A 26,621-nucleotide genomic window follows, 5' to 3' on the forward strand; every position below is an offset into this window, starting at 1 on the left:
ATGATCTTCACGATCCACCACGCTTCATTCAAAATAAAAAAGCCGCTCCGATTAAGGAACGACTTTTTGAATTATGTACTGAGTTTATTTCGCAAGTCTAGCCTCATAAACTGCTTGAAGATACGGAATGCCATGATAAATGAAAAAGTAAGCATAAGCTGTTGCTACATCCCAAAAGTGACCCTAAACCCTTGTCCCTTCAATCTGAATACGTATCTTAGAAGCAAAGCGGCTATAATTGGCACCGCAACATACAAGCCCAGTGTTTCAATTATTGACATGGCCATTACTTTCATTGAGTTTTCGAAGGAATTCCCAATAATATCCATATAACACCCCCCTGTCTCTTTTTTCGACAAAGGGGTTAAAATCCCAGCAAGAGGATGGCGACCGTGCCGGCCGCCGCAAAAACGCTGATATCTTTGCTTATAAGAATACGTACTTTATAACTAGTGCGGAATGACAAAATCATTTTATTAAGCCGAAGAAAACCGGGTCAAAAATTGAATTGCTAGATTTTACCGAAAGACATGAGTTGTAGCCAACTGATATCATTAAACATCTAACTATTTCGTATCTATCCAACCTGGCTTTTCATTATGTACCGGCATTTCGGAAAACTACTACATCCATAAAACTGCCCTTTTACACTGTTCCGAAGAACTAATTTGCTCCCGCATCTCGGACATATCATTTCGTCCACAGGGGTTTCTGCTATAACAGCCTTTGGCGTTGGGGCGTTTCCCGGGTTCATTGCTAATATCATTTCGACCAACGCTTCACGATTAACCAGACGGACACGGTTTGACTTGGCCAACTCATATGCTGCTGCGGTGAAATCGTTATTTGTGACAACCCAGGCTTCCGAAGCCCCGTAATGAGCAATAGCAGCCTTAGCTTCTTGTACAGCTTTGATTCCAACATTTTTACTGTATCGTTTCGCTTGGACGACGATCTTCATTCCATCCTTTTGAAGGAGTAAATCAGCACCGTAGTCGCCTGTGGCCTTGGTCACTTGCGTCTTATAACCTTGAGCATAGAATAAATGGCCAAGATAGCGTTCGAACTGAACGCCTTCCATTTTGTCTATGTCAGCGATACCGGATTGTTTCAGGCGCTCAGTTCTTTTGATACCAATCATAATAAGTACCACGATAAATACGGCCACGGCCAGCACAGTAACAATAAGGGTCGCTTGGAATGACTTCGTCAGCCCGAACGTCCCGAATATAGAAACAAATAACACCAATCCTAAAAGCCCCTGGATAAACTCCTCTTGTTGCTTTGCCTTGCTCTTTTTCCTTGCCATAAAAAGACCTCCGTCGAATTGGTATATTTCCAAATTATTCGACAATAGGGACTTTTCTCCTGCCTGAAATGGGAAAAGGCGAGAAGAGTTAAGCCCCGGTTTCAGCCCCGCATTCATGCGGGCGAACGTGTCATTCTCACCTTTTTCCATACTCCCATACAGTCACGAGAATCCACCATATGGTGTTCAAATTAGGATCAAAATCCATTCAAATTTTGTTTATTCATCAAACTTATATATCTTCACGCAATGTCCGAGAACAGAATAAAACAGATGAGCTTGTTGTACGCGTTCATGAGCTGTATCAGAAGCATCGCTTCCGCTATGGGTACCGTAAATCACATAAGTCTGAAACGTTCTACCTTGAAAATCTCACTTGTACGACGACTGCAAACGTCGTGCAAACGGTACTTCAGTAAATCTATTACTATAGCTCAATTCGGATTCAAGCGAAACTAAACAACCAGTCACCGATTGAATATCGGCAACTGGCTGCTAGTTAAATAAGGTGTTTTGATCCCTGTCTTACAAAACGGGGGGGGGGGGGCAGTCCCGGCAGAGGCTCATTTTGCTTTACAGACCTAAACGTCTGTATTACTCCAAAATTATTTTTAAGCTTACTGAAAACCAAAATTCAATTACGGCAAGCCCTTATCTCCTGAGATATTGGTAGTTTAGGGCAACTTAATTATATGATTTTCTATTTCTACATCCAAATTACCTTACTAATCAATAACTTTATAATATCTCAACATTGCATTCTCTTTGGGGTAATAGATATAAAATGAATCATCGAGTTTTTTTATATCCACTAATTCACTAAGTACATGACGCTCATTGTCAAACATGTAAAGTAAATTCAACTCATTTAATTTGTCATTAGGATTTGTAATTCGTTCAATTCGATACTTGTTTATCTCGAATTTGTAAAAATGTCTCAGTAAAGATGCATGAATCTGGAATACTAAGTCTATAAATATAACTCCCGTCAAAAATATTAGTAAACCCAATACATAGTTTCCTTTAATAGTACTCAAAAACCCTTGTTCTGGTTCCAGTATCATTAAAAGGAAAAATGGAGTAGTGGACCAAATGAGGCAATTTATCATGATAATTTGACTTAATATTTTACTTTTGATTTGTTTAAACCATGTATATATCCAAAAAACAAAAATCGATAATACTCCTATTACCCAAAGAATCGACCACAACGTAATTAATTTATCTAAAAATGATTTACTTATTTGAAATGCTAAAAGTGGGGTTAAGAGTGATACAGCAATTATAGTAGATATCATAAATCCTTCTGCAAAATTATCTAACAAATAGTTGACTCTTGGCTCTAAAATCATATTAACAATAGTCTTATTGGATGTTCTTATAAAAAGCTTTATAAAAACGTATATTAGTGTTAGTGCCGGAATTATAGCTAATATGCCTGGGATACCTTTATCAATCAAATCCTTCATGTTGGTGTTCGCTCCTTAATATCTTTCGTAATTTCAAATATTATAATACTATCATGACTAAAACTGTAGCCATAAGATAATAGAAAGCAAGTGGAATTGAATTAGACATATTCTTCTCTAGAATACTAATTGTTATTGCATATAATCCCGCCAATAGAAGCATTTTCCATAAAAAGACAAAAGAAGCTAGCCATCCTATAGCCACTCCAACTACTGCCATTAACTTAAAATCTCCACCGCCGACAGAACCAGAAATCAATAGGGCTGCCAGATGCAATACTTCCGAAGCTGTAATAAAGCCTAGCAGATATTGTCCATAACCCTGATCCGCAATGAAAAGTCTGATCAAAAGCATGTAGTCTAGCCCAATTATCACCAACCAATCAGGTATTATGTGCTTCTTTAAATCAGTATAAGTAGCGCCCCCCCAATATGAGCAGCACGGGAAAATCAACCCACCATAACTCCACTTCTTTCTCCCTACCGAAGTAAAAATCAAGTGTTACTCTATGTATAAAAAAACAGCCTCCAAAGAAACTGCTTTTAGCAAATCATGGTATAATATGACTTGCAACAGAAAGGCTTAAAGGGCGGTCGGCTAGTCTCCCGGAAGGGAGGTGATGCCTGTGGAAGTATATCAATCGTTGACGCTAATGATTTCATTTGCGACACTCGTTGTACTTATACTTTCTTTCCACAACAAAAAGTAGACCGCCCCTGACAAGGTAAATGGCCTACTTTTTGTCCATCATCCATTTGTTAAAGCCTGACCGCCCTTAAAAGCGGCTGTTGCAGGGGACGGTTACCGCCGTCCCTTTCTTATTCTTATTATACATTATATAGTGTAATATTACATAGTTGCAACGCCCTGTTTTAAAAGCCGCTAATAAATAATAATGGCAAGAATAACATCAGTGACAAAGATAGTAGTTTAACTTTTACCATTTTACCACACCTCTAAAGTCAGTATTGCAGCTGCAGTTTTTTTCCACAAAAATCAAGTAATGTAATATAATTATTTTTATTACAGTTAAATGTATACCATTATTCATATTATGGAATTACAATGAGTAAAGTGATTTTTTTCGCAAAAGATGTAAGATTGTAATTAGAACCCGCACCATAAAAAACTATTCTTAATACTCTTACCTGTTTAAAAATTATCTTGATAATAGGGGTGTGAATAAAATAGACAATAAAATCCACGAAACTCAATCGAGTAAAAATGTTATTATCGAGGAACGTTCTACCTTTGAAGATGAACAGATAAGGCTTATCCAACAAGTTAAAGGCGGTGGACCTCCGAAACGAGTTGATTTGCATAGTCTCCCGAAGCCAGTACGTTATATCGGATACTTTTTAATATTTAGTGTAACTCTATTCTGCCTGTTAATTATCATTCTCAGTATTTTTAAATAAATTAATGTAAAATATTGGATAACGAAATTGTATTAGTCGTAATTGTTGACTATAACGTGCATTATTGAGTATCAAGAAAGGACCAGTCATTGTTTCTGACTGGTCCTTTCTTTTACAACAATACATATTTTTTGCCTTTGAGGTGATTTTTCTTAGAATTTATTCTTTTCCTAAGGGCCTTTGTACTACTAAAAAAGATCCGGGGCTGCTGGTCCTGGCAAAAAGTGAATCACTTGCCCCACCCACATTTGTGGTGATACTGCTTCAGGAAATTCCGCTCCCAAATCACTTCATTAAGGACAACGTCATCCCCAGCCCGCAATGCGAGCGGGTATTCAACAATACCTAACTTCATGCTCTTTCATCTGCTGTTCCTATCTTGCTTTGAAAAATGACATTGTACTGATTCTTGCTATTTCCTCCTTAATAAATTTTGAAGTTAAATCCTGTCTTTAGATTTAAGCTCCTTTCTAGACGAAAAAAAGCACCATCCCCCCGTAAAGGGAAAACGGTGCTTCCGTCTTTAGATTATTTGATTATTTAAAATATACTCCATACTCCAAATTCTCTACACATAGAGATATTAACCAACATAGAAACGTGTCCTATAATAATCGATCTTCTAAAAAAACTTGCCATCTGTTTATTCGCGCAGGACAAAATCAACCTGTTGCAGGTTTCAATAGGTGTTCTTCCTTTAACCCTATTTATTTAATATCCATGGCAATAAACCATTCACCATAAACTGTCCGGTCTCCTGATCTAACCGTTCAATTACCCTTATCATGCGTACAACATCAATTTCGCCAACCGAGATTTCACTCAGCTGGCACGTATTTTAAAGGCTCTTCAACAGGCGCTCTACACTTGAAATTTTGAGGAATCCGGCCTGTTTCGAACTTTGTCATTTCCCAATTTCCAGAAGGATTTTCAAAAGTAATTGTTGCTAATTTATTTAGAGGATTATGCGGACCCTCAAATGTTCTCACTTCAATAATTATCTTGAAATTAAATGAACCGCTTTGTATCTTTTGTATTTTTTTCACTTCTTGACAATCGTATGAAACATTATCTCCAAGACTAGAATGAACCTCCTTAGTTATTTCAGGAATTAATAAAGCAAATCGTACTCTGGACTAGCTCTTTTAGCCAATGTGGCAGGCATCTGTCCGCCTTTCCAAGCTGAGTGAAGTCAGCGATTTTCTTAACTGGTATGATGCAAAAGATGCTGGTAAAGATTTCGTACCAAAAAAAGAAAAATAAGCCCGTCGACCAATTTAGGTAAAACGGGCTTTTTGCCTCAATATTAAGTTGTAGTAAAATCCTTGACAGAAGAGGGAAGAGCATGTGCGCGCGATTTACATTAGCAGTTCCTCAAGAATTTTTTTATTAAATGCATTCCACCGTAATACATTCACGACCCATTACCTTCATTTACAGCAGTTGGTATTAAAACATAATCAATCATATATCTCAATTCTAGAAACTGCTACCGGAAATTGCGGAAAGAAAACTCTGAGATACCGTAAACCTCCCTGCAACTCCAACTCGACAGCCAACTGATTCACGAAATGGCCGGTGCGTAAGTTTCTAAACAGCTTGCCATCATAAGAGTAAGAGATCTCTACCTTATCTGAAAAGGTTTCCTTAAAAACAACGACTGCCTTATTCACATTCTTTCTGCCCTCAAGATCTACCATGATCCATTGGCCGGATCCTTGGACATTTGCTTTCCAGAATGTGTCCACGCTTCCATCGACCGCGTTCATGGCCGGATGCTCTGGTGCGTAACTACTGCAAAACACAGGGCGGCTTTTGGCAATATTGGTATTTCCACTGCTACTTGGTATTCGCCGCACATCAGGAGGTCCAGTCTGAATATGGAGTTTCTGTCCCTTCCATTCCCGCTCACCCTCAGCCCTCAACTCAATTAGGGCCGCCTGAACCCCCTTGGCCCTGGCTGAAATCTGGATTCTTCCTGCATAATAGGAACGAACCTCAATAGCTCCGGCCCCATCTAGGAAGCTTCCATTCTCTCCTGTGAGCTCCATTATTCTTCCTGTAGGGAAAACAGCGCCTCCTTGCACAATCTCCAGCGTAACGTTAATGGTGTTGCTGATCCGTTTACCCTTCTGATCCAGCAGTTCGACCATAACGTATGCATCATCCGAACCGTCCGTTCCAATTATTTGTTTGTCCGTAGTTAGTCTGAGTGCATATGGCGTCCCTTCTAGGAGTTCCGGAGGAGGGGTAATGCCAAGTAATTCGTTACGATACCAATACCAGGAACGGAGAGGAAGCCGGTGATAATCGATCATCCCCATTGAACCCATATCAAATACAAAGCTTCCATGATGAAAGCCACACCATAGAGCCTTTCCGGAGCGCCATTCGGGATTTTGCTCAACACCGTCTGTATAACTTGATGAAAATTCTCCGGGCCGCTGACCGATGGTACTTCCGTATTCGGATACTAAGCTAGGGAATCCGGGATTGATATAAAGTGATGCCCCATCACCGTTATAACCGGCTAAATCTCCCAGTGTGTCAAAACCCTGACGTTGGGCACCGCCCACTGCCGCTGGCCGGGCAGGATCAAGCAGATGGCTCTCTTCAACTAGACGAACAATCAGCGCTCTTGCCTTGTCCATTACCTCTTCTTCACTAAAGAAAGGCTCATTGCACATGCTCCAAACAATAATGCTGGGATGATTCCTGTTGGTCCGGATCATTTCACGCAGCGTTTGCAGGCAGCTTTCTTCAAATTCAGCTTCATCTTCTTCGTGAATCGGATAGGCGCTGGCCGTCCAGTATCCTTCTATGTTTGCCCCGCCGACTCCCCAAAAGCAAAGCTCAGACCAAAACAGAATACCCTGTATGTCACATTCGGCTGCAAAATAAGGATGGTGGGGATAATGAGACCCTCGAATAAAGTTCATGCCGCAGTCCTTGATCAGCTTCACGTCACGGCGGATTCCTGCACGTGTTACTGCATCGCCCCATCCTGCATGGTCCTGATGGACATTCGCGCCGTGAATATCATAATGGCTTCCATTAAGAAAGAAACCTTTCTGTGCATCGAAATGGAACCAACGTATGCCGAAAGTGGTCACATACTGGTCCCTCAACGTACCGTTTTCGTAAACTTGACTGGTTAGCGTATATAAATGCGGAGTGTCCGGATGCCATAATTGCGGTTGATTCACAACTCCATGTTGCTTGAAAATATAATGCTCACCAGATTGCAGATACTCTGAATGGATTAGCTCAAGTATGGGAACTCCAGCATAATCAACTCGTGAAACCAGCTTGCACTCCAAGGGGTGTGTATTTGCGTTAATGACCTCTGTCTCCATATTTAAGACTGCCTGTTCAGTTGATACTTCGGATGTCGCTACATATGTCCCGTACCACTCAACGTGCAAAGGATTGGTAACTATCAGATGGACATCCCGGTAGATCCCGCCATTGAACACATGCTCGCCCGCCCGGGGGGCCAACCGTGGATTCCACTGGTTGTTCAGTCTTACAAAAAGCATATTCTCTCCCTCTTGAACCAGAGATGATATGTTGACGGCGAATGCCGTATAACCACCTTTGTGCCGGCCAGCCAATCGGCCGTTCACATAGACTTCGGCATCCTGGAAGGCAGCTTGAAATTCAAGCAGAATTTCATTTCCGATCCATTCGGGCTGGATCAGCAGCACTTTTCGATAACAACCATAGCCAACATAAAATTCATTCTCCATAAAATAAGGAGTCCCAAACGAATGCGGAATCCCAACGTCATACCAAGCCGAATCGTCGAACTCCTTCTCCTTGCCGGAAATGAAATCCCCATACGAGAATTTCCAGCTATCATTTATTAGCTTCTTGATGCGTTTAGTAAATACTTTCAGCTTTTTTCCACTCCTTCATATATGGCGCTCACTTAAAAAAGACAGGGAGGTTGATCGTAAACAGCCCTATCTTACTTTGGAGCCGAATTCAAGCGTCCGAATCAGCCCTTAATACCTGTTGAAGCTATCCCTTCAATAAAGAAACGTTGAAAGACACTAAAGATGATTACGGTAGGAATAACGGCCAGAGTCGCACCCGCCATCTGCAGGGCATAATTCGTTCCCCCCATTCCCTGGAATGTAGATAGCCCGACAGTTAGGGTCTGGTTCTTGATACTGCTGATAAATACATACGGGCTGGCATAATCATTCCACAGCCAAATGAACGTGAATAAAACCATCGTCACCAAAGGTGGTTGGATCAGTGGCAGCATAATTCTGGAATAGATTCTGAAATGGCCGCATCCGTCTACAATTGCCGCTTCGGACAATTCTTTGGGAATCCCCATTAAAAATTGCCGCAGCATGAAAATAAAATAAACATCAAAAGCAGCGGGCAATACGAGTGCCCAGAACGTATCTGTCAAATGAATGCTTTTGTAGAGTAAGAATCGCGACACAATCGTAGTGTCTGGAGTGATCATCATCGTCGACAGAAGCACCAGAAATAATAGGTTCTTTAACCTAAATTCAATTTTAGCAAAAGCATAGGCGGCCATCGTTACTAATATTCCTCGGAGAATAATAGTCAATGCTACGACCCGGAAGCTGTTGAAATACCACCGAAAATAGTACTGATCCTTAAAAATATGTGAATAGTTGTCCAGTATAATTTTATCCGGAATAATAGTTCCGAGCGGATTGACAAACACCATGGCTGTTGGTTTGAATGAGGCAGAGATCATGATGATCAAGGGGATAATCATCAGTATTCCGACGATTAACATCAGAACGGAAAATAAGGCTTTCCGAATTTTCTTCGGATTATATTTAGACATTAATCTTGCACCCACTTTTTCTGTGACTTCCATTGGATAATCGTAATAATTAGAATGATGACAAACAAGACCATGGCTTGCGCCGAAGCATAGCTATAGCGGTTGAAGTTAAAAGCTTCTTCATAGATATTAAGAGAGATAACCCGTGAAGACGTGCCGGGACCGCCGTTAGTAAGAAGCTTGACGATAGAATAATTCTGGAATGACCCTATGGTAGTTGTAATAATTAGAAAGAAGGTTACTGGGGAAATAAACGGCAATGTAATGTTGAAGAATTTTCTCCAGTAGCCGGCACCATCGATATCAGCCGCTTCAAAAAGCTCCTTGGATACCCCTTGCAGAGCTGCCAGAAAGACAATTGTCTGAAAGGCCAGGTTAATCCAAACATTCACAATGATAATTGAAATAAGGGAAGAATTAACGCCTCCTAACCAAAGCGGAGGGTTCGTTACTCCTATAAGCTTTAAAAACTGGTTAACAGGCCCTTTATATGGGTCAAGCAGCAAGGACCATACTAACGCGACCGCTGTAATATTCGATACGTACGGAACGAAAATCATGGTCCGGGTAGTTGCCCTGAGATAAAAACGCTTGTTCAGGAGAACCGCCATCAGAAGGGCCAAAATGATCGTTGCAGGAACATACCCGACGGTAAAGCAAAAGCTTTTCCAATAGGCATTCATGGCGACATCGTCCGAGAAAATACGAACGAAATTGTCAAAACCCACAAAGTCCAATCTTAAAGCTCCGAGCTTGTTATAATCTACAAAACTAAGAACGACAGAAAAAAGGATGGGGATTAAATTAAACAGAATAAAACCGATAATAAACGGTGCCAAAAAGAGAAATGCGGATAATTCTTCAGTCTTTCTTAGAGATGTTGATCTTATCTTCATGTTCATACCTCTCAATTTTTGCCGGCAGGTTTTAATCTGCACGAAGCCATGGCCTGCCGGCATCATTTTGCACTTACATAAACCTTCCTTCTTGGTCTTGATCCGGGTTAATTGGTTTCGGCTTTAATGGCCTGGTCAGACTTCTGCTTGATGGCCGCAACCGCATCATCCAATGATTTCTGTCCAACCATGTACAGCTCGCCCTCTTGCAGCACGGTTTGACTGATGATTGTAGCACCCGGTCCGGAAATCTTCTCATCCGCTACGCCTAAGGTATTATCAAAGATAACATTACGAAGTTCATCAACCGTCACACTTCCGTTGGAAGAGTCCGCAATATCCTGAAGCAGCGCCGTTTTATCGGCTTCGCTCACGTTTTGCAGTGGCGGAATAGATTTGTTTTTCTTGTAGATGTTTTCAGTCAGATAATTGACGAATTTGAATGCCGCCTCTTTATGCTTAGAGTTGCTATTTACGCCGAATGCGCCCCCTGCAACCAGTGTGCGATCGCCGTCACCGGAATCCGGAACAGGCACCTGCGTCATTCCCCATTTCCATGTTATTGGATAAGATTTTTTGTCTGTAAGAACGCCTGTATACCATCCACCGATCAAATGCATGCCATAGTTGCCAGTCATGAATGCATCCCAGGCAATCTTCTGCGTCTTGAATTCGCTCCAGCTTGGCTGTACTTTGTACACATTGCCCAGATCACCGAAAAATTTCAGTGCATCTTTATAGGCTGGATCATCGAAATTGGAGGTGCCGTCTTTCTTATAAGCCGGCACGTCTTTTTGTCTTGCAGTGAAATAGAGGTAGTTATCATAATCGAGCATCAGAGAGCCATAGATTTCTTTTTTAGGATTCGTCAGCTTCTTAGCTGTTTCGATATAATCGCTCCAGGTCCATTTCCCTGAAGGGTACGGCACTTTGGCATCGTCAAAGATTTGTTTGTTGTAAAAGATGTACCATTTGCCGACATCTGATCTTAGGTAATAAGTTTCCCCCGCGTCGTTCTTCACCAGATATTGCCCGTAAAGGCTATCCAGGTCCACTCCGGCGGTCTTGGCTAATTCGTTTAACGGAGCCAGATATCCGGCAGCCGCATATTTATTTTGGATGATGGGATTATCGAGCATGACTACATCTGTTTCATCACCGGAGCTCATGAGAATATCCATTTTCTGAATGGCCGCCGTCCCATCTCCGGGCAGTACATTCATTTCAACCTGATCTCCGCCAAGTGCGTTATACTCTGTAATCAAATCTTTAAATACATTATTTTGCGATTTGGCCGAATCCAGAAAAACAGTAATCGTTTCCGGTTTCTTTGAATCATTGCCATTTGATGCGGATTGATTTTGATTTCCAGAAGACCCGGAAGATGAATTTCCGCCACATGCGGTAACCGTACTAACAAGCATCGCAGCGGCCAGCACTAATAATAACGTTCTCAATGGCTTTTTCATTTCTCGTTTTCCCCTCGTTTGTAATTTTGCTTACGAACCAATTATAGGGCAGCGTAGAATTGACCTTAATGCATATCCTTTCGACATCTTACACTTTATTCGCTAGTTTGGCCGAACTCTCTTAATAAGGCTTTTGGCCCTAACAAAAAAAGTTCACTTTTTTTGAAAAAGTGAACTTTTTAATGAAAGAATACTTCTCAAATCCTAAACTGAAGTGGGGATTTACCTGTTTTCCGCTTAAACACCCGACTGAAATAATGCTCATTCTCATACCCGACCATCTGAGAAATTTCATAAATTTTATACTTTTGCTCCTTGATTAATTTTTTGGCGGCTTCAATCCGTATGTTAGTTATATAATCAATAAAGTTAATTCCGGTTTCCTTCTTAAAAACGGTGCTCAGGTAGTTGGGAGAAATATTGATGTGATTTGCCACCGACTCTAGAGAGATGTCTTCCATGTAATATTTATTCACGAATTGCTTTACCCTTGTAATCATCCTGTTGGGCCCAACCAGACTTGTCATGTCCAAAATACGATTCTTCAAATCATCCATCCATAAGATGAAATCGCTTTGCGTCTTCATCTCCTCCAGTTGTTTATACGGATCTGCTTTCCATAGCTCTCCCTTGTCCACCTCCTGATCATCCAGAAAAGAATTGATAATAAAGACAATGGCAGCACAGGACGCTTTAAAGCTCTCCTTTGTAATATTCCCAGTTGCTTCAGCAAAATTACGCTCGATAGATTCAAAGGAATCGCGAATCCCCGCGGAATCCGCCGTTTCCAAAAATCCTTCAAACTCCTTAAGGTCGAGCTTGATGAACATCTCCCCTACAACCTCTTTAACGAGTGTATCGCTGTATTTGATGGTGCTGCCAACCGGAAAGCTGAAACTTTGATTCACTGCGTATAGAGCCTGCTGGTACGCAGTCTGCAGCTTGATATACTCCTGAAAAAAATCACTTAGACCGATGGATACACTTATATTCAAATACTCCTTCAGAAAGCGTTTAATCGACCGTTCCAGCCTTGAAACCTTAACCTGAAGAGGTTCCTCACTGCCTTCTTTACCTAAAGAATACACGACAACATATTCCTCCGGACCAGGACAAAAGACATATGCAAATGAGTGATCTGATAGAATTTCATTGATGATATTAATGATTGTAAAATCGAGCAAATAGTAATCCTTCACATCCCTGTTTTCAAAACGGCCTCGGCTATCGGGACGAATAACCATGCACATCAGATTTTCAGACGGAAGTTCCATTCCGATTAAATTCAGCTTTTCTTTAAATTCATCATTCCGGTACTTCTTACCGAAGAGCATGTCTTTAAGAAGCTTCTCTTTAATGGTCGATATATTCTCCTTGGTCTGAAGAGCATATTTTTCCTCTTGTGATTTTTTGGCTTTCTCCGTGTCAATCTTTTCTTTCAACTTATTTAGGAGCTCAATCAAGGCCTCTGATTCCACTTCAAGCTTCAATATGTAATCATCGGCTCCGAGCTTTAGCGCCTCCTTCACATATTCGAAGTCATCATAGGCACTTAACACAAGAACCTTAAGAGGGATTTTTTCCGCCTTAACCGCTTTGATCAACTCAATTCCGTTCATTACAGGCATATGAATATCGGTTATCAGAATATCAGGCTGCAACTCCTTAATCATGGCAAGCGCCTTTTTTCCGTTTTCCGCCTCTCCGATGATCTCAAATCCTGCTTCTTCCCACTGAATAAATGATTTGATCCCTACTCTAGCCAATACCTCATCGTCAGCAATAAGTATCCTGTACAATTGGATCCCCCTTTGTCAGTCTTGTTGTGCAGTTATGGCAGGCAGTGTCAGCGTATAAGTGGTATACTCATTTTCCCCGCTTTCGATTTTTACGCCATATGACGGCCCATATTCCATTTTGATGCGATCATCTATATTTTTGACCCCGATTCCATTGAAACGGTTGCGTTCCTCTGGCATTCCGTTCAATACATCATTAATCTTCTGCTCCGGCATTCCGACACCGTCATCTTTAACAATGAAAATCAGCAGGTTGTCTTTAAGCTCAGCGTGAATCCAAATCGTTCCTCTTCCCTCTTTCGGTTCGATTCCATGGAAAATCGCATTTTCAACAATCGGCTGCAAAATAAATTTAATGCATTGACAATCCAGGCATTCTTGCTGAACGTCGTATACAATTTCAAATTTATCCTTATATCTAAGCTTTTGAATAAACACATAGTCTTTCAGGTTGCTTAGCTCCTCTTCAACTTGAATGTATGGCTCCATCTTGCTCGTACTATTCCGGAGGAGTCTTCCTAACGCTTCAACAACGGCTTTAATATTGTCTTCCTTCTGAATAATGGCCATCCACCGGATTGTATTTAACGTGTTGTACAAAAAATGCGGATTGATTTGCGCCTGAAGCGCTTTGTACTCTGCATCTCGTTTCTGGTTCTGCTCGCTTACGATGGTATCGATCAGAACGTTCAGCCTATCCAGCATATAATCGAAGCTTTGTCCTAGTATGCCCATCTCATCTTCTCCGCTAAGCCCGGATCTTATGCTCAGGTTTCCGTTTCTCACATTTCTCATGGTCTTGGTAAGCCTTTTAATCGGTTTCACAATCGCCGATGAAATAAAGTACATGATAACAACAAAAATCAGAAATGAAATACTGCATATTAATGAAGTGGCATAAAAAATTTTCTTATTGTCTTTAATCAGTTCACTGTATGGAATCTTCTCCACAACCCACCAACCATATCGGCTTATGGATTGGTATGCGACTAAATATTTTTGCCCCTGCTCAGAGGTGAGATAGCTCCCATTTGTATTATTCTGGAGTTGGTCCATATCCTCAAACGTTTGATTCACCTGGTCGGAACCAGCGTGATAAACGATCTTTCCTTTGTTGTCGAGAAGCAAAATTTCATTACTGGATGCAGTGTTGACTTTTTTAAGAGAATTGGAGAAGAATTGATTGGTGACAGCGATAAAGGATACGCCGATAGGACGGGTAAAGTTTGCGTCTTTAATGACACGGGCAAATGAAACAACCGTTCGTTTTCCTCCAGTTGTCGTATATAGCTCCTGCAGTCCAATCCAATTTATCTTTCCGTTCAGAGATACCGTTTCGTTATACCAACCGGATTGCAGCATACTTTTGGCATTAATGCGAATACTCTCATTCCCATAAAGAAATAAGGAATTGTTGTTGCCAAGCAAGGCAATCAAGGACACGTACGGGGAGAGCCCGACATAAGAAAAGTAGTTGTCAAGACTGTTATTTAATGTTTTGAAATCGAGAAAAGATTCATTCGTACTTTTATATTGATTCATCAAGTATGAATAGTTGTGCGAATTTGTATAAATAAAGTCATTCAACTGCTCCAATTTATACAGATCCTGCTCAATCCCGTTGCCAATATACATCGCAGTCTCAATATAAGAAGTGCTCACTTTGTTTTTTAGAATCTGTACGGAGATGTGATAAGAGCTTACGCTCACTATGACGACGGGTAAAAGCAGCACCAGTATAAAGGTAAGAAAAATTTTGCTGTGAATGCTTTTATTTACACGGAGAAAGTTCAGTATTCTCATTCTAATCGCCTGCCTGGAATTCATTTATGATCGGACCAAAGAAGCCTTCTCTCGGATGGTCGTCTTCACTCCATTTTACCAAGGATCGGCTTCTTTGGGCTTGTTTATTAATCTACGCTACTTTCAAAACCACTTACCATCTCTACCATTGCCGATACTTGAGTGGTTGCTCCGTCGCTCCATCGCATAAGCTGCTGCCGGAAGGCCGGAGATTATGGGAAAGAAGGATTCGATTATGGTAATAACTAAGAACAGCACATCGGGCTTCTTTATCTTTCGCTTAGTTAACTCAGTTCTTAACACATATTCGTCTCCTTTACAGTAAAACTCATTCATCCTTATGCAAAGGTTATCAGCAAACGCTTTCAGAAATGAATATTCCCAATCACTTTGTTGGTGACATACTTCTTACTAAGAGAAGGCACTCATAAAAGCCGCCGGAACCCCCTTCCTTATAAGTTCTAGTTACTTTTTTAGTATAGAACAGTTATTTTTATGCTTTTAATGCACTTCCTATCGAATTTTTACACTTTCTTATGAGATATACACCATGTTGATCGAAGCTCCACAGCCGGGCTTGAACAACAGAAAGAAAAGTTCACTAACTTTAAAAAAAGTGCATTATTTACATATGCCCTAAAAAGCTACCTAGATTAAAGATTCGAGATACATTCGTGCGTAGAGCAACTGCAAATTCACCATAAGGAGTGACGAAGCCAAGTCTTCCTAGGAGTAGCTTGGCAATTCAACATGGATCGGAGCTCATGCAATCGGCGGGAATCATTTAGGATAGATGCGCTGGGTTTAGTCCCATCTTGGGCTATCAGAGAATCGGAAACAAAATAATTAACGCTCTGAAAAAAATTGTGACGGCACGTCCACGATGGTCCCCATCCCATAGCTTCGCTTGTGATCATCCGATGTCGATTGCCTCAATCAACTCAAACGTGGTCATTGGAGATAGTAGGAGAGCAGTTTTTTATGGGAGCTAGTCCCCTAGACCGTCAACTTGCTCCCGGCTACTTTCACCGTAAAACAACCATAAATAAGCCAACCGAGATTTTACTCAGTTGGCACATATATTAAAGGCTCTTCAACAGGCGCTCTACACTTGAAATTTTGAGGAATAGGGCCCGATTCGAACTTTATCATTTCCCAATTTCCAGAAGGATTTTCAAAAGTAATTGTTATTAATTTATTTGGAGGATTATGCGGCCCCTCAAATGTTCTCACTTCAATAATTATCTTAAAATTAAATGAACCGCTTTGTATCTTTTGTACTTTTTTCACTTTTTGACAATCGTATGAAACATTATCACCAAGACTTGAATGAACCGCCTTAGTTATTTCAGGAATTAATAAAGCAATAATAGTGTCTTCTAACAAAGCATTTTCATTATTCGCTGTCGCAAATACTTTTTCGCCTAAACCAACCAAATTAACCAAGAACAGTGTGCACAGAATTATTGGGACCAATTTTCTTGCCATTTGAAATCAGCTCCTAATGTTTTTAAAACATATTTCCCATTAAAGCCAAAAAAACTCATAAGAGCCAATAAATATTCCCGAAGCACACATAGTTTAGTTGTAATACTGATTTCTATCTCTAGGCTGCATGCTATTCGCCTTCAGGACAGGAATGCTCGTTCGCATGCAAGTAGTGTGTTCCCTATGCAAAAAAATTATAACCACCAATAACTATGCCATTGTGGTTATTTTTTTGTGGTGCGTGCTTAGCTTATATTTTTAATAATTAAATTAAATTTATTGCCAAAAATGGAATAACATGTAATTTATATATGGAATTATATTCCAATAAATGGGAGGGTTTTTAAATGAAAAGAAAATGGTTAGTTTGTTTACTGGTAATCGCGTTAGTTGGTTTAGTACCGGCAACTGGGTTTGCTGCATCGCCTAATCCTTCAATAACACAAAGCCCTACAACTATTATGGGGGATGGTTCCTTCAGTTATGATGGAGTTATAATGGATTCTGTTGAGGCTTTCGAGTTTGCATACGATAAATCAGATGGGGCTCATCTTAGATTTTACCTTGATGATAAAGAACATGTAGGGATGAAATTAGTAGTTTATTCTCCAGATGGAAAAGTTTTTTATAACGGTCATACTCAATCTAGTAATGGATTTAAAGTTTTGAGAGATGGGGCTGCTGGACCAGAAGGAACTTACACAATAAAAGTTGTAACTGATGATGGTAGTTGGGGCTGGTATTATGGTGTTGCAGCTAGAGCATACTAAGTAAAGCTGAAAAACCTTCGTCGACCAAATTTGGGTTGTTGCGAAGCCTTGTTTTGGTTGAGTTTAAACTCTAAACCCGGGCCGTTATGGTGCCGGGTTTCTTCTCTTTGGGAAAGGTTTAAAATGAAAACAAGCAATGAAGGAGGGAACATTATGTGCGGGCGTTTTCACTAACACTTCCTATAGATGAGTTATTATTACGATACATCATATACGAATCAACAATCACGGATTTTACCCCAAAGTATAATATTGCCCCTATGCAGCAGGTCCCGGCTGTAATCGGCAGTAAGGGTGGAAATCGTTTAGGACAGATGTGCTGGGGGTTAGTCCCGGCATGGGCCAAAGATAACAAAATCGGGAGCAAGATGATAAATGCGCGGGCCGAGACACTCACGGAAAAGCCAGCTTTTAATCGCCTTTTGGCAACGCGCCGCTGTATCATCCGATTTTATGAATGGCAGCAGCGCGCTGGCTCGAAGCTGCCATACCGGATCCTGATGAGGGACGGAGGTATTTTCTCCTTCGCCGGTTTATACGATATTTGGGTGGATCCCGATGGTAACAAACTAGCCACTTGCACCATCATCACAACGGAGCCAAACAGCCTCATGGCAGACATCCATAGCCGTATGCCGCTCATACTCCGGCAGGATGATGAGGCCGAGTGGCTTGATCGTGAAAATGCGGATGCTCCCCTCGCTTCTGAGACTACTTAAGTCCTACGATGCCATTAAGATGAGAGCTTATCCCGTTTCTGCCGCTGTAGGAAATGTACGTAATGACTCCCCTGAACTTCTAATGGAAATAAAATAAGCCCGCTGACCAATGAAGGTTAGAGGGCTTTTTCACCACTACTGCCGGATCACACAATTGTAGGTAAATTTATTGATTAGTTGTGTTCTCTGCTTCAAGGAAATACTACGCATAGGCTTATCAAAAATGTTATTATCTCTCATTAGATATCTCTTCAGGAGAACTGGTCTAATGAATAGCCAAATCCAGAACAACGACATCCCCAGCCCACAATTCGAGCGGATATTCAACGATACCTAACTCCATGCTTTTTACTTCTGCTGTTTCAGAATTACTTTGAAAAATGACATTGAACTGATTCATGTTACTTCCTCCTTTAAATTATAACTCTTTGGTCTTAAGTCAGTCGTTCTTTGCTCCTTTCCAAATGAAAAAACACCGTTTCAAATAAAGGAATCAATTCCCCCATTGAAACGGTGCTTCCGTTTTATAAAAATTTACCCTTTACCAAATTCATTTATAGATTAGCCTATATTTTGAAATTTGTCCACAATATCCACAAATCACATATTTATAGGTTGAATGATTATTTATATGTATTTGTGATTATTGAATACCGGACTGCATAGAGAAACCACATGGAGTTGTCGGACTCGCATGTGGTCTTGTATAAGACTAATTTTCTTTCTCTAAATCGTGCTTTACTAAATCTAAGGCAACTGCTAACTTTATTTGATTTAATTTGCTTAGACCTACTTTGTATTCTGTAATTGACAATGAACTTATAAGAGACTCTGTTTGCATATTAGTCCTATCCAGTTCAACTTTAAGGATTACCTCATTGTCAATAAGTATTATATATATTTCTTCTCCTTGCTCAGGTATCCAATTTAATACATAGGCAGATTTTAAATTAGGTTTGAATTTCCTAATAAGAGCTAACAACCTTTCCTTTCCACTTTCCTCAAATAGTGACTTTTTTGATAAAGTTAATTCTTGCCTAATATCTTGTTCAGTCTTGCTCCCTATGAGTTTCAATTGCACCACTCTCCTAATTAATCAATCCTGGTGTGGCAGTAATTAAGTTTCCGTACTTATCTGTTAGAATTGTTATTGTAAAAGTAGGCGAAAAATTATTGAATTTGTCTAAGCCAATTGGAGCATTTAAATTAATTACTCTTACATATCGAGTTCCGTCAGCGCTATCTAAAGTCCCGATAATAGGAGATTTAATAATATCTTTACTTGACAGTATGGATCGAAGTTGCTCTTGAGAAATAAAAAATTGTGATTTGTTTTTACTCGAAAAATGTTCACTTATTACTGATGGTTTTGGATCAGACAATCTCAAAGAAACTGCTGCTGTTTCACCAGGAGAAACATGTTGTCCATTGCCTACTAAATCATATGCTAAAATACCAATATTATCTGACTTCTTGATTTGTGATAAGTCTTCGCCAAATTTGTTTATCGCTGATTTGTACAGATTCTCCAATTTATTAAATTCGTCCTGGTTCAAGCTATAATACTCATTTTCTTTTTGGAAATTTAATGAGGGAGCATCTTTATCATGTTCTTCTTTTACAAAATTAGGAAGTTGATGCAATTGATTATTCTTTATTAAATATTCATTATAAACATTAGAAATTTCTTTTGATAACTCATTAAAATTATTATCTTCAGATAATTTTTGCAGTGATAGTAATTCTGCCTGATATTCAATGAACTTATTATCTAATATATTTATATCAAACCCATTGTTGGAACCATTATCCTCTGAAGGGGCTGTCCATTCCGGATTGTCGGAACTTTGTAAAGGATCAATAGGGGCGTCAGTAAAGCCTAGAGCCTTAGCAAGGTTGATCAACCCATGTCCATACTCATGTTCATTGCCAAAATGGGTAGCTGTATTATACAAAGTATCTTTGACTTCAGAAGCTGAAAGTGTTGGTTTAGATGACCATAATGCTGCTGCTGCAGCCGTGACATGTGGAGTAGCCATAGATGTTCCTGACATATAACCATATTTACCATCAATAGTAGTACCTAATATATCAGAGCCTGGAGCTACTAAATCCAACTGACTACCTGTACTAGAATAACTTTTTACATGATGACTTTTATCAACTGCGCCAACAGAAATTACTTCAAGAAAAAGAGCTGGATAAAGCTCAGTCTCATCTCCTGGCCCTCTATTGCCAGCTGCTGCAATAACAATAATACCTTTGTCAGCCGCAGCTTTTATAGCTTTCTCAAGTGCTTGGCTGTACACTTGTCCGCCAAAACTCATGGAAATGATATTCAGATAATTAATGCATCAGTTCAAATGCTCGGAATATCAACGCGGCGCATTCAGCACGACTCAAGTCACGTTTCGGCTCAAATGTTGAGTCTGGGTAACCGGTGATCACTTGCTCAGCGACAATGCTGCCACTTCCGGTTTGGCCCAAACAGCGATCAAATTTGCGTCCTTAAAACTAGCTTGAGCAGTAGGAATGCTATCTTTATAGGCGGCATTAGCAATCATTTTTGCAGCCTGCTCTCTTGTGATCGGACCGAAAGGCCGAAACTCCTTCGCGTTGATGCCTTTAGCCACACCGTTAAGAACGGCTGTCGATAACTCTGGAGCGTACCAAGCTGAACGTTGGACGTCCTCGAAGGTAAGTGGAATATCAGATGTAGTCCCTGGGCTTTCCTCTTTTCAGTTTTCACCTTCCGCAAATACCGTCTGATGTTAAACCGTTAATTTCGCCTGAACTTTTGCTATGCCATAACTAACTCCTGGGATATCCCTGGTCGCTCAGCCCCGATCAATCGTCGCCATAACCCAATCGGGGTAACGCTTCCCGGATACTTTTCCCGCCGCTAAAGCATTGTCGAGGGCCTTCATTTCTGACGGATCAAGCATTACGGCTTCAGCTGCCAGGTTTTCTTCTAGATGCTTCAAGCGCTTGGTTCCAGGTATCGGTACAATGCTGTCACCCTTCTGCAACAGCCAAGCAAGCGCGATCTGCCCGGATTTCGCGTTTTTGGCCACGGCAATATCGTGCACGATTTGCGCCGCCTTTATATTCGTGTCGTAATTCTCTCCCTGATAGCGCGGGTCATTATGACGCGTATCATCCTCCGGATACTCTTCCGCACGTTTGACAGCACCGGTCAAAAAGCCGCGGCCAAGGGGACAAAAGGCTACGAGACCGATGCCAAGCTCCCGCAGCACCGGGATCACGTCCGGTTCCAGATTCCTTTCCCATAGCGAGTATTCGCTCTGCAGCGCGGAAACCGGATGGACGGCATGAGCGCGGCGGATGTTGGTGGGGCCGGCTTCGGAAAGGCCAAAAAATCGCACTTTACCCTCCTTGACCAGATCCCCTACCGTACCGGCCACCTCCTCGATCGGCACTGTAGGATCGCCGCGGTGCTGATAGAGCAAGTCGATATAATCGGTGCCAAGCCGGAGCAGGCAGCCTTCCACCGCCTCTCGGATATGCTTGGGCTGGCTGCTGAAACCTACAATTTTGTTATCCACGATACGTGAACCAAATTTCGTTGCGATCACCGCTTGGTCGCGCCGACCCCTGAACGCCCGGCCGAGCAGTTCTTCGTTGGTGAATGGCCCGTAGTTCTCGGCCGTGTCGAAGAAGTTGCACCCTAGTTCTATGGCGCGATGGAGTGTGGCGATGGACTCTCTCTCATCTGCGGGACCATAAGACTGGCTCATGGGCATGCAGCCGAGGCCAATCGACGATACCTCCAGTCCTTGATTTCCTAGCTTGCGTTTATGCATCGCCATTGTCGATATCTTCCAATCGAATAGATGATAAAATGTGTGCGCAGGACTTCACGAAGAAGTTCATAAACCGATTATCAGCTAAATAGAGAAAATCGTTGAGCCTATTCTTGCATAAAAACTGCCTAAAACTGCATTCCGTATTGCGTTCATCCGCGATAAACGTATAATTTATCTGACACAGGATCAAAGATAACGCATCGTCATTTAGAGTTTTCCTAACCATTCCGAACACTTTACAATTGAACAATCATGTCGGGAAGGAGTGCTTATGCCCCCAATGAAAACAGAAGAAAAAAACAGCTCAAACCTTCAAAGAATTCTGGACCGTCTTATTGATATGACCGAGAAAATGACGAATGCAGATGGAAGCACGAAGACTGTCATTCCGTATCTTACCATCGACCGGCACAGTCATGAAAGACCGCCGATTCCCTGCGTATTGACGCCTTCTTTTTGTCTGTTTCTTCAAGGAACGAAGAAATTCCATTTTGGCCAAAACTTGTTCTATGCGCACCCGGGCGAATTCTCAGCCGCTGTGATTGATCTGCCCGGAACTACGCAAGTCGTCCGAGCTTCCAAGGAGTCTCCATTTATTGGTCTGCGCATCGATTTTACAACACAGGAGATCGCTTCCGTAATGACGGAGGCGGAAATCAAAATTAAACCCAAGGCAAAGAAATTGAACGCCGGGGCCTTCATCGGTAAATCCGATGCCGATTTTCTTGATTTGTTTATCAGGCTTCTGAAGCTGATTGACGAACCCGAAAGAGCTCGTTATCTATCCGCTCTAATCAAGACTGAAATGATTTTTAAATTATTGTCTGGCGATTACGGGCATTTGTTTTTCCAGCAAGTGCTCTTTGACCAACAGGCCGAAGGTATCGGAAAAGCGATTGCCTGGATCAGGGAGAATTATTCGCGTTCCTTTACAGCCAGCGAGCTTGCCGGCTATACGAACATGAGCGTTTCGGGACTTCAGCATAAGTTTAAGGTCATCACGTCGATGGGGCCGCTGCAGTATCAGAAGCAGCTTCGCCTTCAGGAAGCAAGACGAATGATGTTAAGCGGCTCTATGGATGTTACCACCGCTGCACTGGAAGTCGGCTATGAAAGTCCCTCGCAATTCAATCGGGAATATAAGAGGCTTTTTGGTTTGTCGCCTCTGAAGGATATTAAAGAAATTCAAAACCCCAAAACTCATGAAAAAGCTCCAAAGCACTCAATCGGATGAACCGGCATGCCAAGCCTTTAACATCTCTTGAGCTTTTTGCGGATCGTCCATGAGCAAAATCCGATACTCCAGCATTTTGTTGAGGGTGTCCAGCATTTGGTCGTATTCTTCTTTCTTGCGTTCAATCTCCTTTTTCTTGCCGCGAATCCAATCGATAATTTCCAGGTTGGTGCTCGCATTGGCGTCGTGGTCCCGCAGAGCTTCCTTCAGTTCGGCCAGCGAACAGCCGATGGACTGGAACTTCTTGATGAGCTTCAACCGTTCGACAGCCTCCTCCGAATAGTTGCGGTAATTGTTGCTTTCTCGGCGGACATGCCGGTCATCCAGCAGGCCTTCCTTTTCATAAAAACGGATCGTATGGATCGTTAATCCCATCCTGTTCGCCAGTTCCTGAATTTTCATCATCATTTCTCCTTTGGGGCGCTTGCCCTAGAGTTCACTTCATAGTTTATACTTAGCGTGTTCAAGCAGTCAACTTATGAAGGAGGATGTCATGATGCATGTTTTTGTTACAGGAGCAACAGGATATATTGGTTCCGCGGTCGTCCGGGAACTGATCGGCGCGGGACATACCGTGACAGGATTTTGCCGTTCTGAAGAGAAAGCCGCGGGCTTAAAGGCGGCGGGAGCCGAAGCGCTGTACGGCACGCTGGAGGATCTTGATACTCTGCGCAGCGGCGCAACGGCTGCGGACGGCGTGATTCATCTGGCCTTTACCAATGATTTTTCCGACTTTGAAGGTGCGCTCGCCCTGGATTTGCGGGCAATTGAAGCCATGGGGGCGGCGCTCGAAGGCTCCGGGAAGCCGTTTATTACCACGGCTCACGCAAACGGACATACCGTGGACAATACGGTGCTCGCCATGGCAGAACGGGGTGTTCGGGCCGCCATCGTCACGCTTGCACCGTCCGTGCACGGCGAAGGCGATAGGGGCTTTGTGCCGATGATGATCAACATCGCCCGGGCGAAGGGCTTCGCCGCCTACATCGGCGACGGAACGAACCGATGGCCGGCGGTTCACCGCCTGGATGCGGCGGTTCTGTACCGTCTGGCGCTGGAATCCGCCCCGGCGGGCTCGCGGCTGCTTGGTGCCGGCGACGAAGGTATCCCGCTCCGCGAGATCGCCGAGGTCATCGGGCGGCAACTGAACGTGCCGGCGGCCAGCATCACACCTGAAGAAGCTTCAGCCCATTTCGGATTTCTTGGCGCCATTGCGGCCTACGACATCGCAGGCCTGTACAACACGGCGCAGGCGAGTCTGGCCACAAGGGAGCTTCTGGGCTGGAAACCGGTGCAGCCCGGATTGATCACCGATCTAGAAGCAGGGCATTATTTTGCATAAAAAAAGAAAGTGCTAATTCGGGATCAAGAGGTTATAAGTGCAAATCCTGTCGTCCGATATTTAAAAGCGCCAAAAAGCCCTTGATATATCAAGGGCTTTTCATATGGGAAAAACCAGTTAAGTCGGTTGTCATCTATTGTAGTGCCATCTACCCCATTCAAACTCCCGCGACTGTACACATCATATCAAGATGCCTAGGTTGCCGGACTTCATCAATCAATGCCAGAGCATAGTCTGCATAACTTATCATCGACTTCCCTCTGCTGTTTTTCAATATGACATCCGCCCCAATCTGGTATTTGCCGGTTCTTGGTCCGTTATAAGAATAGTTCACGGCAGGTGCCATGTAGGTCCAGGAAAATCCCTGACTTTTTTTAAGCTCTAAATAAGACTGTTCTAAAATCAAAGAAGGCTTGCGTAACCTGATCAATTTCATCCATAGAGTGTCATACAGCTTTTTTGTCCGCGTTTCATTTATATAGAGATGCCCTGCCGCTCCCACAGTAATAAGGCGCTTATGTGTGTTTTTCAGTATAGTCATATAATGTTTGACCACTTCTATATGCAGCATGAGATTGTTGGGGACATCGTTACCGAATGCGCTTACTAACACATCGAATGGTTCTATATCTTCACGGGTTATTTCAAAAACATCCCGTTTTATAAAGGGGACCTCATTTTCTAACCGCTTCGGATTACGCACGATCGCCGTTACATCCATTCCCCGTTGTAGCGCTTCTTTCAAAATCATACGACCGGATTGGCCTGTGGCAGCAATGATGGCAATTTTCATCTCATCTCTCCTTACCCGGCAAGTTAGGGATTTTATGAACCAAAGACACCTGTCAGTTCTTCTTGATTTTGATCATTCGAAGTTTTGAAGTCTTGGGCATGTGCTGTAGCTGCATTTTAATTATATGAAAATCATGACCAGTGGTCAATTCTACATGCCTATGGTCCATTTATTTTTTCTAAATACGAAACCAGTTCCGGCAATTGACCGTTAACATAAAAAACAGGCGGATAAGCTGGTTCAGCTCCGCCTGTCTTTTTATCATTTGCTCGGTTCGTTTGTGGAAAGGCTGTTCCAGGGCTTGGCGTACATCTGGCGTCTGCGCACACCATTTTTCTTCGCCTGCTGAACCCAAAACCAGTGGGCCGAGTACAAGAAGGCAAAACGCGGAAAATTGGGATTTACAAAACCGTTGTCCCCTTCGCTTCGGCTCAGGATGTTGTGCTCCAATTCATGTAAAGCTTTGCCAAGGCTTTTCTTAGGACCCGCGCCCAAGGGAACGGACGTTAAATTACCGAGCATTTCGCCTCCGCCCACACCTATTCCTTGCCCCCAAGGAAGACCTGCTCTGCGGCACCAATGCTGCAGCATTTCCAGGGCCAGGCGGGTCTGTTTTCCCTCGAAAAAACCATTGTTTACGATGGCGAATACCCGCGGTTTATTGGCCTGCCGCTTAAAAAGCAGTTCCCAATCCTGCAGCACCCGCAGCAGATGGGAAGGTATGCCGTCAACATATAACGGGAAACACAACACCAGAATCTCAGAGCGGCTTATTTTCTCTAAATCTTCTTCTTTAACTTGGGCTTTCATAACCCGGATCTGGGATACGGTTTGCCCAGGCAGCAGTTCCTCAACCTCGTCGGCAAAATACTGGGAGTTGCTATGCCCTGTCTTTGGACTGCCGTTTACGATCAAAATGTTCATAACAAACTCCCCTCCAGCTCATCGATATCATGATAAAAGCGGACGCTGCAACCGCCGGCGTTCAGGTTAAGCGCATTGGCGCGCACCAGCTCTTCCGCCGTTTTGCGTTCGCCCGGCGTAAGGTCATGACCGTAAAAATGGACGGAAATACGCGGCCGGTTTTGGGTTCGCGGGCGATGATGAAGTTGTCCGTTGACGACCGAGAAAAAAGGAAGCATGAAGCCGATGCTGCGATCGAGTACATTTTTCACGAAAGAGCTAAACCCTCCGTACACGCATTCGCTGATTAACACGATTTCCTCCGTAGGCTCGTCAAACCAACCGCCCATTTGATTAAACTCATCCTTTAGCACGCATTTCCCCGGTGTCTTGACCCAGCAGCCAAAACAACCGACACATTGTGTGATTCGTTGGTCCTTTGCGTGAAATGCTGCATTGTCTCCAAGCGCCGAAAATTTCCGCCGCCATTCCTCTGCCTCCAGGTCGTGAATAATCAGTCTGCCGGACCGAAGATGTTCCATTC

26 protein-coding genes and 1 pseudogene are annotated in these 26,621 nt (G+C 42.5%); 6 read left to right on the top strand and 21 right to left on the bottom strand.

The window, feature by feature from the left end:
* Window positions 1-577: 577 nt before the first annotated feature.
* Window positions 578-1,309 (bottom strand): restriction endonuclease, encoded by a 732-nt coding sequence (locus tag ACI48K_RS14205; protein WP_475028257.1) that lies wholly within the window; start codon window positions 1,307-1,309, stop codon window positions 578-580.
* Between the two features lie 329 nt (window positions 1,310-1,638).
* Between ACI48K_RS14205 and ACI48K_RS14210 the strand changes: the two are divergent.
* Window positions 1,639-1,812: pseudogene (locus ACI48K_RS14210) on the top strand (IS3 family transposase); the annotation flags it as partial.
* 222 nt (window positions 1,813-2,034) lie between these two features.
* Here ACI48K_RS14210 and ACI48K_RS14215 read toward each other — a convergent pair.
* On the bottom strand, window positions 2,035-2,778 hold the full coding sequence (locus tag ACI48K_RS14215; RefSeq protein ID WP_475028258.1) for a hypothetical protein: 744 nt from the start codon (window positions 2,776-2,778) through the stop codon (window positions 2,035-2,037).
* A 40-nt stretch (window positions 2,779-2,818) separates the two neighbouring features.
* Complete coding sequence (locus ACI48K_RS14220) at window positions 2,819-3,277, bottom strand: prepilin peptidase (protein WP_475028259.1); 459 nt, start codon at window positions 3,275-3,277, stop codon at window positions 2,819-2,821.
* Between the two features lie 121 nt (window positions 3,278-3,398).
* Here ACI48K_RS14220 and ACI48K_RS14225 point away from each other — a divergent pair, with 121 nt between their 5' ends.
* Window positions 3,399-3,488, top strand: a complete 90-nt coding sequence (locus ACI48K_RS14225; protein ID WP_222860704.1) for a putative holin-like toxin — start codon at window positions 3,399-3,401, stop codon at window positions 3,486-3,488.
* A 1,527-nt stretch (window positions 3,489-5,015) separates the two neighbouring features.
* Here ACI48K_RS14225 and ACI48K_RS14230 read toward each other — a convergent pair.
* From ACI48K_RS14230 to ACI48K_RS14265, 8 genes are all read right to left on the bottom strand, one after another.
* Window positions 5,016-5,309, bottom strand: a complete 294-nt coding sequence (locus tag ACI48K_RS14230; RefSeq protein ID WP_475028351.1) for a DUF3888 domain-containing protein — start codon at window positions 5,307-5,309, stop codon at window positions 5,016-5,018.
* 348 nt (window positions 5,310-5,657) lie between these two features.
* Entirely contained in the window at window positions 5,658-8,096 is a 2,439-nt protein-coding gene (locus ACI48K_RS14235) for a glycoside hydrolase family 2 protein (protein WP_475028352.1), read from the bottom strand.
* A 101-nt stretch (window positions 8,097-8,197) separates the two neighbouring features.
* Window positions 8,198-9,034, bottom strand: a complete 837-nt coding sequence (locus tag ACI48K_RS14240; protein ID WP_475028260.1) for a carbohydrate ABC transporter permease — start codon at window positions 9,032-9,034, stop codon at window positions 8,198-8,200.
* Window positions 9,034-9,930: a carbohydrate ABC transporter permease gene (locus ACI48K_RS14245; RefSeq protein ID WP_475028261.1), complete on the bottom strand. Its 897-nt coding sequence runs from the start codon at window positions 9,928-9,930 to the stop codon at window positions 9,034-9,036. Before ACI48K_RS14245 ends, ACI48K_RS14240 begins: the two co-directional genes overlap by 1 nt.
* A gap of 107 nt (window positions 9,931-10,037) precedes the next feature.
* The gene (locus tag ACI48K_RS14250; protein WP_475028262.1) at window positions 10,038-11,399 is read right to left on the bottom strand and encodes an ABC transporter substrate-binding protein; all 1,362 of its coding nucleotides are present in this window, start codon (window positions 11,397-11,399) and stop codon (window positions 10,038-10,040) included.
* Between the two features lie 197 nt (window positions 11,400-11,596).
* Window positions 11,597-13,198: a response regulator gene (locus ACI48K_RS14255; RefSeq protein WP_475028263.1), complete on the bottom strand. Its 1,602-nt coding sequence runs from the start codon at window positions 13,196-13,198 to the stop codon at window positions 11,597-11,599.
* Window positions 13,199-13,213: 15 nt separating this feature from the next.
* The gene (locus tag ACI48K_RS14260) at window positions 13,214-15,001 is read right to left on the bottom strand and encodes a sensor histidine kinase (protein ID WP_475028264.1); all 1,788 of its coding nucleotides are present in this window, start codon (window positions 14,999-15,001) and stop codon (window positions 13,214-13,216) included.
* A 1,062-nt stretch (window positions 15,002-16,063) separates the two neighbouring features.
* Window positions 16,064-16,489: a DUF3888 domain-containing protein gene (locus ACI48K_RS14265; RefSeq protein ID WP_475028265.1), complete on the bottom strand. Its 426-nt coding sequence runs from the start codon at window positions 16,487-16,489 to the stop codon at window positions 16,064-16,066.
* 347 nt (window positions 16,490-16,836) lie between these two features.
* Here ACI48K_RS14265 and ACI48K_RS14270 point away from each other — a divergent pair, with 347 nt between their 5' ends.
* Window positions 16,837-17,259 carry a hypothetical protein gene (locus tag ACI48K_RS14270; protein WP_475028266.1) on the top strand — a complete coding sequence of 141 codons (423 nt, stop codon included), beginning with the start codon at window positions 16,837-16,839 and terminating at the stop codon, window positions 17,257-17,259.
* Window positions 17,260-17,414: 155 nt separating this feature from the next.
* The gene (locus ACI48K_RS14275) at window positions 17,415-17,978 is read left to right on the top strand and encodes an SOS response-associated peptidase (RefSeq protein ID WP_475028267.1); all 564 of its coding nucleotides are present in this window, start codon (window positions 17,415-17,417) and stop codon (window positions 17,976-17,978) included.
* Window positions 17,979-18,243: 265 nt separating this feature from the next.
* Here the strand turns inward: ACI48K_RS14275 and ACI48K_RS14280 are convergent, their stop codons facing one another.
* The 6 genes from ACI48K_RS14280 to ACI48K_RS14305 form a co-directional block, all read right to left on the bottom strand.
* On the bottom strand, window positions 18,244-18,378 hold the full coding sequence (locus ACI48K_RS14280; protein ID WP_475028268.1) for a hypothetical protein: 135 nt from the start codon (window positions 18,376-18,378) through the stop codon (window positions 18,244-18,246).
* A gap of 312 nt (window positions 18,379-18,690) precedes the next feature.
* Window positions 18,691-19,053 (bottom strand): hypothetical protein, encoded by a 363-nt coding sequence (locus tag ACI48K_RS14285; RefSeq protein WP_475028269.1) that lies wholly within the window; start codon window positions 19,051-19,053, stop codon window positions 18,691-18,693.
* A gap of 13 nt (window positions 19,054-19,066) precedes the next feature.
* On the bottom strand, window positions 19,067-20,305 hold the full coding sequence (locus ACI48K_RS14290; RefSeq protein ID WP_475028270.1) for a S8 family peptidase: 1,239 nt from the start codon (window positions 20,303-20,305) through the stop codon (window positions 19,067-19,069).
* Between the two features lie 19 nt (window positions 20,306-20,324).
* The gene (locus tag ACI48K_RS14295; protein WP_475028353.1) at window positions 20,325-20,426 is read right to left on the bottom strand and encodes an S-layer homology domain-containing protein; all 102 of its coding nucleotides are present in this window, start codon (window positions 20,424-20,426) and stop codon (window positions 20,325-20,327) included.
* The gene (locus ACI48K_RS14300; protein ID WP_475028354.1) at window positions 20,423-20,686 is read right to left on the bottom strand and encodes an S-layer homology domain-containing protein; all 264 of its coding nucleotides are present in this window, start codon (window positions 20,684-20,686) and stop codon (window positions 20,423-20,425) included. Before ACI48K_RS14300 ends, ACI48K_RS14295 begins: the two co-directional genes overlap by 4 nt.
* A gap of 129 nt (window positions 20,687-20,815) precedes the next feature.
* On the bottom strand, window positions 20,816-21,802 hold the full coding sequence (locus tag ACI48K_RS14305) for an aldo/keto reductase (RefSeq protein WP_475028355.1): 987 nt from the start codon (window positions 21,800-21,802) through the stop codon (window positions 20,816-20,818).
* A gap of 283 nt (window positions 21,803-22,085) precedes the next feature.
* Here ACI48K_RS14305 and ACI48K_RS14310 point away from each other — a divergent pair, with 283 nt between their 5' ends.
* Window positions 22,086-23,039, top strand: coding sequence for an AraC family transcriptional regulator (locus ACI48K_RS14310; protein WP_475028271.1), 954 nt, complete (start codon window positions 22,086-22,088; stop codon window positions 23,037-23,039).
* On the opposite strand, the gene ACI48K_RS14315 is transcribed toward ACI48K_RS14310, so the two are convergent.
* Complete coding sequence (locus tag ACI48K_RS14315; protein ID WP_475028272.1) at window positions 23,028-23,441, bottom strand: MerR family transcriptional regulator; 414 nt, start codon at window positions 23,439-23,441, stop codon at window positions 23,028-23,030. The two genes, ACI48K_RS14310 and ACI48K_RS14315, sit on opposite strands and share 12 nt — an antisense overlap.
* Before the next feature lie 94 nt (window positions 23,442-23,535).
* Between ACI48K_RS14315 and ACI48K_RS14320 the strand changes: the two genes are divergently transcribed.
* Window positions 23,536-24,381: an SDR family oxidoreductase gene (locus tag ACI48K_RS14320; protein WP_475028356.1), complete on the top strand. Its 846-nt coding sequence runs from the start codon at window positions 23,536-23,538 to the stop codon at window positions 24,379-24,381.
* Between the two features lie 157 nt (window positions 24,382-24,538).
* On the opposite strand, the gene ACI48K_RS14325 is transcribed toward ACI48K_RS14320, so the two are convergent.
* From ACI48K_RS14325 to ACI48K_RS14335, 3 genes are all read right to left on the bottom strand, one after another.
* The gene (locus ACI48K_RS14325; RefSeq protein WP_475028273.1) at window positions 24,539-25,174 is read right to left on the bottom strand and encodes an NAD(P)-dependent oxidoreductase; all 636 of its coding nucleotides are present in this window, start codon (window positions 25,172-25,174) and stop codon (window positions 24,539-24,541) included.
* 261 nt (window positions 25,175-25,435) lie between these two features.
* A complete protein-coding gene (locus ACI48K_RS14330; protein WP_475028274.1) occupies window positions 25,436-26,098 on the bottom strand; it encodes a hypothetical protein in 663 nt (220 codons plus the stop codon).
* Complete coding sequence (locus ACI48K_RS14335; RefSeq protein WP_475028275.1) at window positions 26,095-26,619, bottom strand: flavodoxin family protein; 525 nt, start codon at window positions 26,617-26,619, stop codon at window positions 26,095-26,097. The genes ACI48K_RS14330 and ACI48K_RS14335 overlap by 4 nt, the downstream gene beginning before the upstream one ends.
* Window positions 26,620-26,621: the final 2 nt, after the last annotated feature.

The sequence above is a fragment of the Paenibacillus terrisolis genome (assembly GCF_056171975.1).

Bases quoted from the DNA above. Each gene is read 5' to 3' on its own strand.
- ACI48K_RS14315 (WP_475028272.1), bottom strand. From the start codon at position 23,441: ATGAAAATTCAGGAACTGGCGAACAGGATGGGATTAACGATCCATACG.
- ACI48K_RS14320 (WP_475028356.1), top strand. From the start codon at position 23,536: ATGCATGTTTTTGTTACAGGAGCAACAGGATATATTGGTTCCGCGGTC.
- ACI48K_RS14310 (WP_475028271.1), top strand. From the start codon at position 22,086: ATGAAAACAGAAGAAAAAAACAGCTCAAACCTTCAAAGAATTCTGGAC.
- ACI48K_RS14305 (WP_475028355.1), bottom strand. From the start codon at position 21,802: ATGCATAAACGCAAGCTAGGAAATCAAGGACTGGAGGTATCGTCGATT.
- ACI48K_RS14280 (WP_475028268.1), bottom strand. From the start codon at position 18,378: ATGAATCAGTTCAATGTCATTTTTCAAAGTAATTCTGAAACAGCAGAA.
- ACI48K_RS14250 (WP_475028262.1), bottom strand. From the start codon at position 11,399: ATGAAAAAGCCATTGAGAACGTTATTATTAGTGCTGGCCGCTGCGATG.
- ACI48K_RS14265 (WP_475028265.1), bottom strand. From the start codon at position 16,489: ATGGCAAGAAAATTGGTCCCAATAATTCTGTGCACACTGTTCTTGGTT.
- ACI48K_RS14245 (WP_475028261.1), bottom strand. From the start codon at position 9,930: ATGAAGATAAGATCAACATCTCTAAGAAAGACTGAAGAATTATCCGCA.
- ACI48K_RS14330 (WP_475028274.1), bottom strand. From the start codon at position 26,098: ATGAACATTTTGATCGTAAACGGCAGTCCAAAGACAGGGCATAGCAAC.
- ACI48K_RS14240 (WP_475028260.1), bottom strand. From the start codon at position 9,034: ATGTCTAAATATAATCCGAAGAAAATTCGGAAAGCCTTATTTTCCGTT.
- ACI48K_RS14260 (WP_475028264.1), bottom strand. From the start codon at position 15,001: ATGAGAATACTGAACTTTCTCCGTGTAAATAAAAGCATTCACAGCAAA.
- ACI48K_RS14290 (WP_475028270.1), bottom strand. From the start codon at position 20,305: ATGAGTTTTGGCGGACAAGTGTACAGCCAAGCACTTGAGAAAGCTATA.
- ACI48K_RS14215 (WP_475028258.1), bottom strand. From the start codon at position 2,778: ATGAAGGATTTGATTGATAAAGGTATCCCAGGCATATTAGCTATAATT.
- ACI48K_RS14205 (WP_475028257.1), bottom strand. From the start codon at position 1,309: ATGGCAAGGAAAAAGAGCAAGGCAAAGCAACAAGAGGAGTTTATCCAG.
- ACI48K_RS14225 (WP_222860704.1), top strand. From the start codon at position 3,399: ATGCCTGTGGAAGTATATCAATCGTTGACGCTAATGATTTCATTTGCG.
- ACI48K_RS14335 (WP_475028275.1), bottom strand. From the start codon at position 26,619: ATGGAACATCTTCGGTCCGGCAGACTGATTATTCACGACCTGGAGGCA.
- ACI48K_RS14270 (WP_475028266.1), top strand. From the start codon at position 16,837: ATGAAAAGAAAATGGTTAGTTTGTTTACTGGTAATCGCGTTAGTTGGT.
- ACI48K_RS14325 (WP_475028273.1), bottom strand. From the start codon at position 25,174: ATGAAAATTGCCATCATTGCTGCCACAGGCCAATCCGGTCGTATGATT.